Origin of the sequence: Providencia rettgeri, from assembly GCF_013702265.1 — a bacterium.
GTDB lineage: Bacteria > Pseudomonadota > Gammaproteobacteria > Enterobacterales > Enterobacteriaceae > Providencia > Providencia zhijiangensis.
On record NZ_CP059348.1, the window covers coordinates 1,315,598 to 1,329,782 of the forward strand.

14 protein-coding genes are annotated in these 14,185 nt (G+C 42.6%); 4 read left to right on the forward strand and 10 right to left on the reverse strand.

Annotation, left to right across the window (positions count from 1 at the left end; all coding sequences use genetic code 11):
• Positions 1 to 17 precede the first annotated feature (17 nt).
• From H0913_RS05950 to cecR, 5 genes are all read right to left on the reverse strand, one after another.
• Positions 18 to 1,124: an ABC transporter permease gene (locus tag H0913_RS05950; protein WP_181478144.1), complete on the reverse strand. Its 1,107-nt coding sequence runs from the start codon at positions 1,122 to 1,124 to the stop codon at positions 18 to 20.
• 8 nt (positions 1,125 to 1,132) lie between these two features.
• On the reverse strand, positions 1,133 to 2,272 hold the full coding sequence (locus H0913_RS05955) for an ABC transporter permease (RefSeq protein WP_181478145.1): 1,140 nt from the start codon (positions 2,270 to 2,272) through the stop codon (positions 1,133 to 1,135).
• A complete protein-coding gene (locus H0913_RS05960) occupies positions 2,269 to 4,026 on the reverse strand; it encodes an ATP-binding cassette domain-containing protein (RefSeq protein ID WP_181478146.1) in 1,758 nt (585 codons plus the stop codon). The genes H0913_RS05955 and H0913_RS05960 overlap by 4 nt, the downstream gene beginning before the upstream one ends.
• Before the next feature lie 8 nt (positions 4,027 to 4,034).
• Positions 4,035 to 5,027 (reverse strand): secretion protein HlyD, encoded by a 993-nt coding sequence (gene hlyD, locus H0913_RS05965; RefSeq protein ID WP_181478147.1) that lies wholly within the window; start codon positions 5,025 to 5,027, stop codon positions 4,035 to 4,037.
• Between the two features lie 66 nt (positions 5,028 to 5,093).
• On the reverse strand, positions 5,094 to 5,792 hold the full coding sequence (gene cecR, locus H0913_RS05970) for a transcriptional regulator CecR (protein WP_154604372.1): 699 nt from the start codon (positions 5,790 to 5,792) through the stop codon (positions 5,094 to 5,096).
• A gap of 289 nt (positions 5,793 to 6,081) precedes the next feature.
• On the opposite strand from cecR, the gene rhlE reads away from it, so the two are divergent.
• The 3 genes from rhlE (at position 6,082) to H0913_RS05985 (ending at position 8,860) form a co-directional block, all read left to right on the forward strand.
• Complete coding sequence (rhlE, locus tag H0913_RS05975; RefSeq protein ID WP_154604371.1) at positions 6,082 to 7,485, forward strand: ATP-dependent RNA helicase RhlE; 1,404 nt, start codon at positions 6,082 to 6,084, stop codon at positions 7,483 to 7,485.
• Entirely contained in the window at positions 7,485 to 8,444 is a 960-nt protein-coding gene (gene dusC / locus H0913_RS05980; RefSeq protein WP_181478148.1) for a tRNA dihydrouridine(16) synthase DusC, read from the forward strand. Before rhlE ends, dusC begins: the two co-directional genes overlap by 1 nt.
• Before the next feature lie 167 nt (positions 8,445 to 8,611).
• The gene (locus H0913_RS05985) at positions 8,612 to 8,860 is read left to right on the forward strand and encodes a GlsB/YeaQ/YmgE family stress response membrane protein (protein ID WP_036949742.1); all 249 of its coding nucleotides are present in this window, start codon (positions 8,612 to 8,614) and stop codon (positions 8,858 to 8,860) included.
• Positions 8,861 to 8,970: 110 nt separating this feature from the next.
• Here H0913_RS05985 and H0913_RS18860 read toward each other — a convergent pair whose 3' ends face one another.
• The 4 genes from H0913_RS18860 to H0913_RS06005 form a co-directional block, all read right to left on the reverse strand.
• Positions 8,971 to 9,339, reverse strand: a complete 369-nt coding sequence (locus H0913_RS18860; protein ID WP_181478154.1) for a hypothetical protein — start codon at positions 9,337 to 9,339, stop codon at positions 8,971 to 8,973.
• Between the two features lie 10 nt (positions 9,340 to 9,349).
• Complete coding sequence (locus H0913_RS05995; RefSeq protein WP_181478156.1) at positions 9,350 to 9,814, reverse strand: hypothetical protein; 465 nt, start codon at positions 9,812 to 9,814, stop codon at positions 9,350 to 9,352.
• Between the two features lie 133 nt (positions 9,815 to 9,947).
• The gene (gene sseA, locus H0913_RS06000) at positions 9,948 to 10,787 is read right to left on the reverse strand and encodes a 3-mercaptopyruvate sulfurtransferase (RefSeq protein WP_181478696.1); all 840 of its coding nucleotides are present in this window, start codon (positions 10,785 to 10,787) and stop codon (positions 9,948 to 9,950) included.
• Between the two features lie 36 nt (positions 10,788 to 10,823).
• Entirely contained in the window at positions 10,824 to 10,985 is a 162-nt protein-coding gene (locus tag H0913_RS06005; protein WP_165906914.1) for a hypothetical protein, read from the reverse strand.
• Between the two features lie 240 nt (positions 10,986 to 11,225).
• Between H0913_RS06005 and dinG the strand changes: the two genes are divergently transcribed.
• A complete protein-coding gene (gene dinG / locus H0913_RS06010; protein WP_181478158.1) occupies positions 11,226 to 13,337 on the forward strand; it encodes an ATP-dependent DNA helicase DinG in 2,112 nt (703 codons plus the stop codon).
• A gap of 66 nt (positions 13,338 to 13,403) precedes the next feature.
• On the opposite strand, the gene dps is transcribed toward dinG, so the two are convergent.
• The gene (gene dps, locus H0913_RS06015; RefSeq protein WP_154604366.1) at positions 13,404 to 13,907 is read right to left on the reverse strand and encodes a DNA starvation/stationary phase protection protein Dps; all 504 of its coding nucleotides are present in this window, start codon (positions 13,905 to 13,907) and stop codon (positions 13,404 to 13,406) included.
• Between the last annotated feature and the right edge of the window lie 278 nt (positions 13,908 to 14,185).

Below are 14,185 nucleotides of genomic sequence, written 5' to 3' on the forward strand. Positions count from 1 at the left end.
TGATATCAATCTGATTGCTAGGCTATCTTTTTGCGAAATAAGTAATAAGCCAGAGAGCTGGTTATCAGGAAGATAATCAGAAGAGGCCATAAGCTATGAAATACCACGGAAAAATCGGCATCTTTGAGGTAAATCTGCTTAGTGATATCTGTGAAGTGGCGGATGGGATTTACCCACGTAATATCCTGTAGCCAAACGGGCATATTCTCGACGGGGGAGATATAACCGGATAGTAACACCGCGGGCATCATAAACACGAACACACCAATAAACGCTTGCTGCTGGGTTGAGCACAATGCGGAGATAAGTAAACCAAATCCCACGAGTGATAAACCATAAAAAATCATCGTGCCATAGAACAGTAATAGTGAACCCGCGAACGGAATTTTGTAGCAAAAAATCCCAATCACTAACACCAATGTGGCTTGTGCAGTGGCAACGACTAAGGCAGGAATCGCTTTTCCAATAAAGATTTGCCATGTGGTGAGTGGCGAAACTAACAGTTGGTCGAGTGTCCCTTGCTCACGTTCCCTTGCAATAGACAACGAGGTGACGATAAGTACCCCAATCGTTGTAATCAATGCGACTAATGACGGCACAATAAACCATTTATAATCTAAATTTGGGTTGTACCAGTTGCGGACAATCAACTCACTGTTATTGGGCTGCGCTTGGGTTTGAGTGAGTTCCTGCTGATACTGCATGACAATTTGTTCGATATAGTTAGCCGCTATTTGGGAGCTATTCGAGTTTCGCCCATCCAGCAGCAACATCATATTCGCCGTATGATGGCTAGCGATATCGGCACTGAAATTTTGATTAAAGCGGACGACTAACAAGGCGTTACGGTTATCTAATGTCTCTCGAATCTCAGGTTCATTTTTCAGTAACAGCACATGGGAAAATGCGCTGGCTTTCGCTAAGCGTTGAGTGAGTTCAATGGAATGCTCACCATTATCTTGGTCAAAAATGGCAATGGTGGTGTTAGTGACTTCTAAAGTCGCCGCCAGTGGGAAGAGGATCATTTGGAAAATGACGGGCATGATCAAAATAATTCGCGTCTGTTTTTCCTGCAATAGTGATTGCAACTCTTTCATAATTAAGGTGTAAAGACGATAAAACATATTTCACCTCAATCCAAACGGCGACGCGTTTTCAGCGCCGTTAAGCCAATGAATAATACCGCTGAAGCAATCAGCAATAAGAAATCGGTGAGTAACACCAAATAGATATCTCCCGCTAAAAATAAGGTTTGTAAGCTGCTGACAAAGTAGCGAGCGGGAATGAAGTAAGTCACAACTTGAATAAATACTGGCATGCTATCAATTTCAAAAATAAACCCAGAAAGCATAATAGCAGGCAAAAAGGCTGCATTTAGCGCCACCATCGCCGCATTGAACTGATTGCGGGTAATGGTTGAAATCAGTAATCCCATCCCTAATGCGGTGGCTAAATAGAGGCTGGTTATCACAAATAAAATCAATAAAGAGCCTCGATAAGGAATATCGAGCACGAATGTCGTCACCAACATACACAGCACCATGACGAACGACCCAAGAATTTGATAGGGCAATAATTTGGAAAGCAGTAATTCAGTACGAGTTATTTGGGTGGAAAGTAGAGCTTCCATGGTGCCTCGTTCCCATTCTCGGGCTATCACCAGCGAGGTCAAAATCGCGCCCACAACGGTCATAATGATGCTAATGGCGCCGGGAATAATAAAATGTTGGCTGAGTGCCGCTTCGTTAAACCAATAGCGCATATTGAGTTCGATAAGCGGGTCGGTGGGATAACCTTGGTTTTCACCTTGTTGGATAAGCCATGTATGCCAAACTCCTTTGGTGTAGGCTTGCACAAAATTGGCGGTATTGGGTTCACTTCCATCGGTGATCACTTGGATCGCCGCATGTCCATCAGGGCGAGAAAGTTGCTCAGCAAAATTGACGGGGATCACCACAATGCCGCGAATTTCTCCCGCTTGCATTTTATTAATCAATAAATTGCGATTATCGCTAATGGTGGCATTAATAAAGGGGGAACCGGTAAACGTATCGACCAATTCACGAGCTGGTTGGCTTTGTTGATCCATTAGGATGCCGACCCGTAATTTACTGGAGTCCAGATTGATCCCATAACCGAAAATAAACAGCAGCATCAGAGGAATAACAATGGCAATTAAGGCGCTGCTAGGGTCGCGAATTATTTGCTTACTTTCTTTCCAGCAGAGGGCTTTAAGTCTGCGCCATGAAAAACCAGAGGCGGTTGTCTTCATTGTGCCTCCCGCTGTTTATCGTAGTTGAAAATTAATTCAATAAAGGCATCTTCCATCGATGGGTTTGGATTTTCTGTGCTGGAGACCTGTTTTTTAAGCTCATCTGGAGTGCCTGCAGCAATAATTTTTCCGTGGTAAACCAACCCGATACGATCGCAATATTCAGCTTCATCCATAAAGTGGGTAGTAACCATAACGGTGACCCCCTTGTCTACCATGCCATTAATATGTAGCCAAAATTCTCGCCGAGTTAGTGGGTCAACCCCTGAAGTGGGTTCATCCAAAAACAGGATATCCGGTTCATGCATCAGTGAGCAGGCGAGGGCAAGGCGCTGCTTATAACCCAGCGGGAGTGAGTCAGTAATCTGGCTGATAATGGGCGTAAAATTAAACGCGTTAATCATCTCCTGCATTTTGGTAGCTTGCTGTTTATGATGCAAACCGTATACGCCGGAGAAAAATTTTAAGTTTTGCCCAACTTTGAGGTTGCCATAGAGGGAAAATTTTTGTGCCATATACCCAAGGTGCTGGCGGGCTTTGTTTGAACTGGTTTTTAAATCCATACCAAGCACCAGAGCTTGTCCATCCGTGGGTTTCATTAATCCACACATCATTTTAAAGGTAGTGGATTTGCCTGCACCGTTAGGCCCTAATAATCCAAAAATTTCCCCCCGTTTTACTTGAAAGTTGACGGTATCCGTCGCAGCAAAATCCCCAAATTTTTTGGTCAGATTGCGGGCTTCAATGACGGTTTCATTGGGAGCGGGGGGAATTTGTGGCACGATAGCGGCGAGTTCAGAACGATGGGATGGTCCACCACCTAAAAGGTCAATAAACGCATCTTCAAAGCGCGGCTGGGCTTCAATCAGCGTTTGGTTTCCCATATTTAAGGCATTAAGTAAATTCTCTTGGGATGCGTGAGGCTTTAAAATTAAGCGAATATAGCGACCTTGGATCACGCCATCAGTGGTTTCAGGTAACACTAAGGCATTTTGCAGAATGGTACGTTTTTGCGTTGCGGGAACATCGAGTAAAAATGAGCGTCCCACCATCTTTTCGGTGAGCAGCTCGGGTTTGCCGCTGTACAGTAACTTGCCTTCATTGAGTAGCAGCACCTCTTTGCACTGCTCAGCCTCATCCAGATACGATGTGCTCCAGAGGATCAACATGCCATCGTCAGCAAGGGTGTGTACCATTTGCCATAGTTCTCGTCTGGCAATAGGATCCACGCCGACACCCGGCTCATCCAGCAGTAAAACTTTCGGTTTACCTAATAGGGTGCAGGCGAGCCCCAATTTCTGTTTCATTCCCCCAGAAAGCTTACCGGCAAGGCGAGCGGTAAAGGGGGCTAGGCTAGTAAAGGCGAGTAATTGTTTATAGGTTTGTTGGCGCTCTTCGCCAATAACGCCGCGCAGATCGGCATATAAATCAAGGTTTTCTTGAACCGTTAAATCTTCATATAGGCCGAATTTTTGCGGCATATAACCGAGGTTTGCCCGCACTTCGATACTGTCTTTAATTGGGTCTAATCCCATTAAGCAGATTTGCCCTGAATCGGGTTTGAGTAGCCCAGCCAGCATGCGCATCAGCGTCGTTTTCCCTGCACCATCGGGACCGACTAGCCCCGTCACGGAGCCGCCGTGAATTTCGGTAGTTAGGCTTTCAACCGCAGGGTTATCCAGTCCAATAAAGCGTTTTTCGACGCTGTTTAACGAAATAACGCTGTTTAATGCGTGAGTATCTTGCTGAGCCATAATGCACCCTATTGCTGAGGTGCCGCAAACTGAACGGTGACGGGCATTCCTTGACGCAGCTTATCATTAGGATCATCGACAATAATTCGTAATCGATAGACTAAGTCGGTGCGTAAATCCGGTGTTTGTACACTTTTAGGGGTAAATTCGGCAGTGGGGGAGACAAAACCAATCGTGCCATGATAAGGGGTATTGGGCTGGCTATCCGTAAAGAGTAAGACTTTACTTCCGGGAACTGCATCACCTAAGTGAGCCTCACTCACATAGGCACGTACCCAAACAGGGTGAGTTAATGTCACACTAAAAACGGTATTGCCCGCACCAATGATGGTGCCAGGTTCGATGGCGCGAGTCAGGATTGTGCCGTCAGATGGGGCGATAAGCTGTGTGTCTGAGAGGTCAAGCTTCGCTTGAGCAACGGCGGCTTCTGCTTGTAGCCATTCCCCTCGGGCTGCTGCTATCTCTTCTTGGCGAAATCCGCTCTGATATTGATTTAGTTTATCTTGGGACGCTTTTAGCGCCGCAAGAGTTTGATTGCGATTGTTTTTGGCATTATCTAAATCATTGGCAGAAATCAGTTTTTGAGCGGCTAAGCCTTGCTGACGTTTATAAAAGTTATCTGCATATTGCCAAGCAGCTTGGCGCTGAGCCACTTCAGATTCGACTTGCGCAATTTCTTGTGTTCGGTAGCCTTTTTCTTTGAGGGCTAACTGGGCTTTGGCGCTATCACGCAATCCTTTGGCTTTATTTAATGCGTTGATGTAAGGCGCATCATCCAATTTCCCGAGTAATTGTCCCGCAGTGACTTTCGCCCCTTCATCAACATCTAAAGAGGCGAGTTTACCATTGACTCGAAAACTAAGGTTAACGGTGCGCACATCCACATTCCCGTATAAGGCGAATGTTTTATCTTTAAGTGACTGATAATAGTAGCCCCCTGCAATGGCGGCAATCAGCATGATAATCAGTAAAATAACCAGTGCACGGCGTTTTGTGTTCATAGCTAACCTTAGTGACGGATAAAAACATTACTCAGGATTATGATTCAATTTTATCCATATATCATATCACTTTTCTGCTAGTTGGCGATGACGTAACCCCAATAATAAAATGTCGATATGCTCAATAAGAACCTGATTAATAATTTTAAATTCGTTTTCGTTGATGTGTTTCCAACCGGTTTGTCTGAGTAATGTTTCTCGCGCAATGCGGAAAGAGAGGGTTTCCCCCAAAATGGCATGCGTGTGGATCAAGGTCGCTAGATTATTGGGATCCGCGCCAATATAGATGGAAATTAAGCGATTAAGCCGTGAGTGAATAGGTCCTAACGCTTGTTCGTGGATCAATCCGTATGCTTCAGTTGGGTTCAGTTGTTCGCGAGCTAGAATGCGTGAAAAGCTTAAGTTTTCTTTTTTAAGTTGAAAAAAATTGTACGAAATAATGGTTTCTTTGAATAATTCGAGCGCTTCTTCAGAATTTTGTAACTCTGCAGGTTGATTAATAAAGTTATCTATTTGAGTGATACTCTCAGCGAAACTCTCTTTGATATTGTTAGCAATTTGCTGAGCAACGGCGAGATATAAACCTTCTTTAGATCCAAAATAATAAGAAATTGCTGCGATGTTTTGCCCTGAGGCTTGGGCAATTTGGCGGGTGGTAGCCCCGTCGATGCCTTGTTCTCCATAAACATCGGCAGCGGCGAGAAGAAGTTGGAGTTTGGCGCTCTCTCCGCGTAATGTTGGCGACGAATTTGTGTTCATAAACATTCCTTTTTATTCAGAATTAAATAATTTTTAGCATGCTCTTAGTTGGCATTTATTCATTGTGCAGGATGAAAACGGATGTATCTTTAGTTTTGTGTACGTATATATACTATATAAAGCAGATTTTGTATTAGTTTATTCATCAATCTAAATTAATATATTTATCACGGTCAAATGATGGTAGAATTTTTGCGTATCGCATGGCAGTTTGCGCTTTTCTTCTATTGAATATCGAATCTTCCCCCCTAGAGCTGCCCAGTAAATTGAAGCGGTGGAGCCCGGAGTAATTAATTTGACTAGTTTTTCTGACCTCGCGTTAAACGAGGAAATCTTGCGTGCCATTAATGAATTAGGCTATGAAAGCCCTACGCCTATTCAACAACAAGCTATTCCTGCTGTTTTAGCGGGCAAAGACCTATTAGCCAGCGCTCAAACAGGTACGGGTAAAACTGCTGGTTTTACTTTACCTATTTTACAAAAGCTGGTGGACAATCCACGCGGTAATAACCGTCGCCCTATTCGCGCATTGATTTTAACCCCGACCCGTGAACTTGCGGCTCAAGTGGCTGAAAATGTAAAAGAATATAGCCGTCATTTGAGAATTCGTTCATTTGTTGTGTTTGGTGGTGTCAGTATTAACCCGCAGATGATGAAATTGCGCGGCGGTGTAGATGTGTTGATCGCAACACCCGGTCGTTTACTGGACTTGGAACATCAAAACGCGGTGGATTTATCGCAGGTTGAAGTTTTCGTCTTGGATGAAGCTGACCGAATGTTAGATATGGGCTTTATTCACGATATTCGCCGTGTAATCACGAAATTACCTAAAAAGCGCCAAAATCTTCTGTTCTCAGCGACGTTCTCTGATGAGATCAAACAGTTGGCGAGCAAGTTATTGAACAATCCAGTTTCCATTGAAGTGGCTCCGCGTAACTCAGCTTCTGAGCAAGTGACGCAATATGTTCATTTAGTGGATAAAAAACGTAAAGCCGAATTACTGTCGTTTATGATTGGGCGTGAAAACTGGCAGCAAGTACTGGTGTTTACGCGTACCAAACATGGCGCTAACCGCTTAGCTGAGCATTTAAACAAAGATGGTGTTAAAGCGGCGGCGATTCATGGTAATAAGAGCCAAGGTGCGCGTACCCGTGCTTTAGCTGATTTTAAATCCGGGGATATCCGTGTATTAGTGGCGACAGATATTGCGGCTCGTGGCTTAGATATCGAACAGCTTCCTTATGTCGTTAACTTTGAGCTACCGAATGTGGCGGAAGATTACGTTCACCGTATTGGTCGTACTGGACGTGCGGAAGCCACGGGTATGGCGGTATCTTTAGTGTGTATCGATGAAGCTAAACTGCTTAAAGATATCGAGAAATTATTGAAAAAATCCATCCCACAGATGGAGATTGAAGGCTACGAGCCAGACCCATCAATCAAAGCTGAGCCGATTCAAAAGCCTTCTCAGCGTAATGATCGTCGTGGTTCTGATAGCCGCCGTGGGTCTGATAACCGTCGTGGTTCGGATAATCGCCGTAGCTCTGAGGATAGCCGCGGTGAGCGCAGCAGCAATAAAGGTCCAAGCCGTCCTCGTCGCCAAAATGCAAATTCCGAGAAAGGTCAATCTGAATCGACTTCAGGTTCACCATGGAAAAATGCACAGAAGCGCGTTAGACAAGGGCGTAATGATAGCTAATGCGTGTACTACTCGCCCCAATGGAGGGCGTACTCGATTCTCTGGTTCGCCGTTTATTGAGTGAGGTGAACGACTACGACTTGTGCATTACTGAGTTTGTGCGAGTTGTCGATACCCTGTTGCCAGCAAAAACGTTTTATCGGTTATGTCCGGAGTTGCAACAGGGTAGTCGAACACCATCGGGAACACTGGTTCGAGTACAGCTCTTAGGGCAGCATCCTGAGTGGTTGGCTGAAAATGCCAACCGCGCGGTTGAATTAGGCTCTTGGGGTGTCGATCTCAACTGCGGTTGTCCATCAAAAACGGTAAATGGCAGCGGTGGCGGCGCAACGCTATTGAAGCAGCCAGAGCTTATTTATCATGCTGCTAAAGCAATGCGAGCGGCGGTACCGAAAGATTTACCCGTTTCTGTGAAAGTCCGTTTGGGTTGGGATAGCAGCCAGTTTGCTCACGAAATTGCGGATGCTGTACAGCAAGCGGGAGCAACCGAATTGACCGTTCACGGGCGCACAAAGGAAGATGGCTATAAAGCGGAATGTATTAACTGGCAGGCGATTGGTGAGCTTCGTCAGAAACTGTCGATTCCCGTGATTGCCAATGGCGAAATCTGGGATTATGAAAGTGCTAAACGCTGTATGGAAATCACTGGGTGCGATTCGATTATGATCGGTCGAGGTGCTTTAAATACGCCGAATTTGAGCCGTGTGATCAAACATAATGTCGCGAAGATGCCTTGGGAACAGGTCGGGAAAATACTCTTTAAATATACGGAGCTAGAAAAACTGGGCGATACAGGGCATTACCATGCGGCTCGTATCAAACAGTGGCTGAGTTATTTACGTAAAGAGTACCAGCAGGCGGATGAACTGTTTTCTCAAGTGAGAGCGTTGAAAACAGCGGAACAAATCGCCGATGTTATTGCACTGCATGTGGAGCAGCTTTCTGTCGCATCACCTTAACATGATGAAATTTGGCAAAATTTGAGATTAGGTCTTTAATTACAATGTACGGTGGTGATTAATTCAAAATACTGTCATCACCGTATGTAATGATTAAAGAGTCTATATCGTGTAACAAAGTTATCGTGCTAGGAAATTTAGAGCAACAGAGATATTGGAGGCCTCAAATGGGCGTTATCGCTTGGATTATCTTTGGTTTAATCGCAGGTGTTTTAGCTAAATGGTTAATGCCTGGAACCTATCAAATGGGTTTTATCATGACGACCGTATTGGGGATCGTCGGGGCGGTTGTCGGGGGATACATCAGCACATTCTTTGGTAAAGGCAAGGTGGATGGCTTTAACTTCGGTAGTTTTGTTGTTGCCGTGATCGGCGCCATTGTCGTGTTATTCCTTGCGGGAATGTTTATTAAGTAGTGTTTTTCAAATAGCTACTTTGCGGAAAAAAAGACTTTTAACCGCACAATCAAATATTTATTAAAGCCACCTATTATGATGTTCGCTAAATAATGAGTGGCTTTAACTTTTTAGTTTTCACATGATTCCATGAAGTTATGTATTGATGATTTATCAAATGCAGTAATTTCAAATAGCTGAGTTAATAGTCTATCATCATGAAATGTATTCCAAGTGATGCAGTTATTTTCAATTAATGTAAGAGAAAATTTCACTACAGAATTATGTGTCTCAGTGTAATGATTAAAATCAATAGTACGATATGAGTATAAGTAGAAAGCCATGTTATCTAAGTTTGTTGTATTATAACATCCGAGAATGCAAAAATTTGGAGACTGGTTAATGGCTGGATGGATATCTTTTGTTTGCTCCCATTCTATTTGGCGCTTTAGGCTTTTTAAAAATACGTTAGATATGACTTTGCGTTCTGTTGGACTCATTAGTTTTTCCTCATATTTTTCTAGCTGAAATATCAATGATATTATCAAGATAATTAAGTAGAAGATTTACTTCATCTAACATATCAAAACATAGGTTAATATCTAAATCATGATGATCTTTTATTGATGTTATTTTTGTGGTTTTTCTTTTATATTGTTTTATTGATGATATTAGTTTTTTATCTTTAGAGTCAATGAATAGAATATAATGGTGTAATGATTGTATTCTACTATGTAACTTCCTTCTATGCATTTCTTCATGAAAGGTGTTTTTATTATGAACTTCTGATAAGTGTTTATAATAATCATTAAGTAGCTTAGATAGCTTTTCTTTATGAAAATAAATAGATGCCTTTCGATTAAATTTAATCGTTAATCTTGATGTTTGTAATAGAACCCATAATGTTGCTGCGGTACCTAAAAAGGTAGATAAAGTTCCTAGGTTTATTACCCAGAGTTCCCATGATGTATTCATTATTTATTAGCTCCATAAAAATAGAGTAATAGAAATTCTAATTAGTTTAATTAACTTTTTATAATATTCTATTTAAATAGAATAAATAAATCCCCTCATAATTAACGTTTATTTATGAGGGAATAAAAAATGATTAAGGTTCGATTGGTAACCCGTTGTCTTGCCCCCATTGCGCCCATGAACCATCATAGAGGCGCACATGTGGATTACCTAATAATACCAATGCCATTAAAACAACGGCAGCCGTCATGCCGGAACCACAGGTTGTGACTGTTGGTGCGAGAATATCGACACCTTGCGCTGTAAAAATAGCTTTGAGCTGTTCGGGGGATTTATATTCCCCATTATCGACTAATAAATCCCAAGGCACATTTTTACTGCCGGGAATATGGCCCATTCTTAAACCCGGACGAGGTTCAGGGGCTTGAGCCAGAAAACGGGCAGCTGCACGCGCATCAATAATTTGAATTTTACCTTCAGTGGCAACCTCTAACATTTGCTGTTGATTCAGCGCATTAGCATCTTGTCTATCTGCAATAAAGGTTTGAGCCTCGGGTGGGGTGACTTTGCCAGATTGGGTTGCGAAACCCGTTGCTTTCCAGGCGTTAATTCCGCCTGCTAAAATTTTAACCTGTTTACAGCCTAAAGTACGGAAAGTCCACCATGCACGCGGGGATGAAAATAAGTTATTTTGTGCGTAAATAATGACTTGGGTTTGATTATTAATCCCCATCGCTCCAACAGCTTGACTGAATGTGGCGGCGTCAGGGAGCATATGAGGTAAGTCGCAGCTCTTATCGGCGACTTCATCTTGATTAAAAAATTGAGCTTGGGGAATATGCTCATCAAGGTAGCTTTGGTAGCAATCATAAGGGGCGGTAGGTGGTGGCGTAGAGACATCAAGCACAATAATATTACTGTCTGAAAGGTGTGAATTTAACCACTCTGGTGTTACAAAATAATCGTTGTACATCATAACTCACCGTCCCGTTTGATTAATAATGGATGATTACTGGATCTGATTAGGTGCAGGTAATATCGATGGCGATTGAGCCTGATTTTGCTCTATAGGTGTCGTGGAGCGGGTGTAAATATTCATCCCAGCAAGCACAATACCCCCAATAGAACTCAATGCGCATAATGCGCACAGTGCGATGACGACTTTTTTCATTTTTATTAGCCTGATTTGACACGAAGATGCCAAAGTATAACTGGATGGTGATAGCAAACAAGTTTTACGGGGTATTTTCTTGGCTCGATTTGGTGTTTTGCGAAAGGCTTTCCAGAATTTGTGTATAATGGAAATTAATACAGTAGTTTTGCGAAGGGTTTCGCAAAAGAGAAATAGGGGCTTTCCAGCCTCTTTTTTGATTGATTATCATCTCCTTTTTACTTGGTCTTCTGCGTATCTATGTCTCTGTCAAATAAAATCAAAGAACAAATAACTCAATGGTATAAGGGGTTATCTAATCAAATCGAGGGGTTCGTCTCTCGGGCACCTCAGCGGCAGATGATTGCTGAAGTGGCGAAAAATTTGTCGGATGCGCAGGGGCGTCATTTAGTTATTGAAGCACCCACAGGGGTGGGAAAAACCTTATCCTATTTGATACCAGGCATTGCGGTTGGGCGCGAAGAAGGCAAAACCTTGGTCGTGAGTACCGCCAACGTCGCCCTACAGGATCAAATATTTAGTAAGGATTTGCCATTACTGAGCAAAATTATTCCTGACTTAAAATATACAGGCGCATTTGGGCGAGCGCGTTATGTGTGCCCCCGAAATTTAGAAGCTATCTGCGCTGCGGAAGGGGAACAAATAGATTTAATGCTGTTGGTGGAAGACAAAACTGAAATTGCCAACAGCGAAGAGAGAGCGCAATGCCAGCAATTACGCAATGATTTTCATAGCTTTGCTTGGGATGGCTTGCGTGACCACCATAAAAAAGCATTTAGCGATAGTCTATGGCGTAAAGTTAGCACCGATAAGATGAACTGTCTTGGGCGTAATTGTCAGTTTTATCAACGATGTCCCTTTTTTATTGCCCGTCGTGAAATTGAAGATGCAGATGTGGTTGTTGCTAACCACGCTTTAGTGATGGCGGCAATGGAAACAGAATCGGTATTGCCGGATCCCAAAAAATTATTGTTAGTTCTTGATGAAGGGCATCACGTTCCCGATGTGGCGAGAGATGCCTTAGAAGTGGAGGGGGAAATTACGCTAGTTCAGCTTACCGCACAGGTGGATAATTTTATTCACCATGTGGGGCAGTATGTAGCGCAGTTCCACCCTGCAAAGCCACCTAAGTTAACTAATCCCGATAAGCTACAGCAACACGCCGAAAAATTGCGAGAATGTTTCCGTGATTTTTCATTGTTAGCGAACGGGCTATTACCGGAAACATCCAAAGAGTCAGAATATTTGTTCCCAATGGGGATCTTGCCCGAGGTCATGCAGCAATGTTGCCAAGAGCTATTTAAGCTCACAGATGCATTGCGCAGGCTATCAGAGGCGATTCTTAGTGACTTAACGGAACAAACGGCAAAGCAAGATATTGTGCGTTTACACCGTTCAATTTTAGTGACAAGCCGAGCTATGGGTTATTTTGAAAATATGACCAAATTGTGGCGCTTAGCCTCACTTGATCAAAGCTCGGGTGCACCTGTTTCGAAATGGCTTAGCCGCCGTTATGAAAAAAATCAGTCCCGGATTTTTATGCATTGCGCAGGGATCCGCGTGAGTGAGCAGCTACAACATTTATTATGGAAAAATGTGCCTCATATTGTGGTGACATCGGCAACGCTTCGCTCTTTGAACAGCTATTCACGTTTTATGGAATTAACGGGGTTATCCGAAAAGAGTGATGACCGTTTTGTGACGCTCACCTCGCCATTTAATCATGTTGAGCAGGGTAAATTGGTGATCCCAAAAATGCAGCATGAGCCAACCATGGCAACTGAAGCTGAGCATTTAAAAGAGATGGCAACTTATTTTCGCCATCAATTTACCGAAAGTGACCATCGTGGGGTATTGATCTTATTTAGTAGCCAGCGAGCGATGGACGGGTTTCTTGAGCATGTGAAGGATTTGCGCCTTCAACTCTTAGTGCAGGGGGATCAGCCACGCTACCGGTTAGTGGAGACGCACTGTGAACGTATTAAACAAGGGCAAAAAAGTGCGTTAATCGGCTTACAATCATTTGCGGAAGGGTTGGATTTAAAAGGGGAATTTTTAACCCAGGTGCATATTCACAAGATTGCATTTCCACCTGTGACAAACCCGGTGATTATTACTGAAGGGGACTGGCTGAAGTCCTTAAAGCGTTATCCATTTGAGGTACAAAGTTTACCTAGCGCTTCATTTAATTTGATCCAGCAAGCAGGGCGTTTGATTCGTAGTCATGAATGTTATGGTGAAATTATCATTTATGATAAACGTTTATTAACCAAAAACTATGGTAAACGTTTATTAAATTCGTTACCCATTTTCCCTATTGAACAACCTGAAATGCCAACATCAGAGAAGTAGGATGATAAATAAATTGAGACCACCGAAGTGGTCTCATGGTCAATATATTGACTCTATTTTACGACACTACTCAATATTGGCTTCTAATAACCACAGGAATTTATCCAGATCGCGAGAGGCGGCGGTAAACATATCTGCGGTATTTTCATCTTCAACTTCGTCGATGGCTTTACGAATATCATTCGCAACAACGGCATATCGTTCTGCCAACGCTTTTAAATGGTCTTGTACAGAATGAATATCCAAAGGATAAGCTTCTAACGACGTGAATTTATTGACTTGCTGTGATGTTCCTGTGGCGACGCCACCCAACTGAACCGCACGCTCAGCGAATTCATCCAAGTGCCCGACGATACTATCTCTAAAGCCATCTAACATCTCATGTACCGCGATAAAGTTACGACCGCGCATATTCCAATGGGCTTGTTTAGTGATTAAAGAGAGATCGGTGAAATGGATAACCATCATGTTTAAGATACCAATGGTTTCTAATTTAACGCTATCTTCAATATCATTACGGGTATATAAAAGTTCAGTTGAAGAGGTTTTAAATAATTTTGCAGTATTCATAGAATTTCCTCTCTTAAATATAAATTGATTCAATTATCTTGTCTGCGTATAAATATAGAGTGTAAAGCTAGGAATGTCATAAAGTAATAATCTATTACTTTAATAGGCAAGGTGATGATATTTTTTTTTAGATATTTGTTTATTTAGGTTTTACCAATTGAATCTATCGGTATGACATTTCAAATAAATGAATATTACCTTACAAGATAATGAAATAAAGAAATGAGTAAAAAAGCAAAAAGGCTAATAGAAATACCTATTAGCCTTTGATAAAAGTG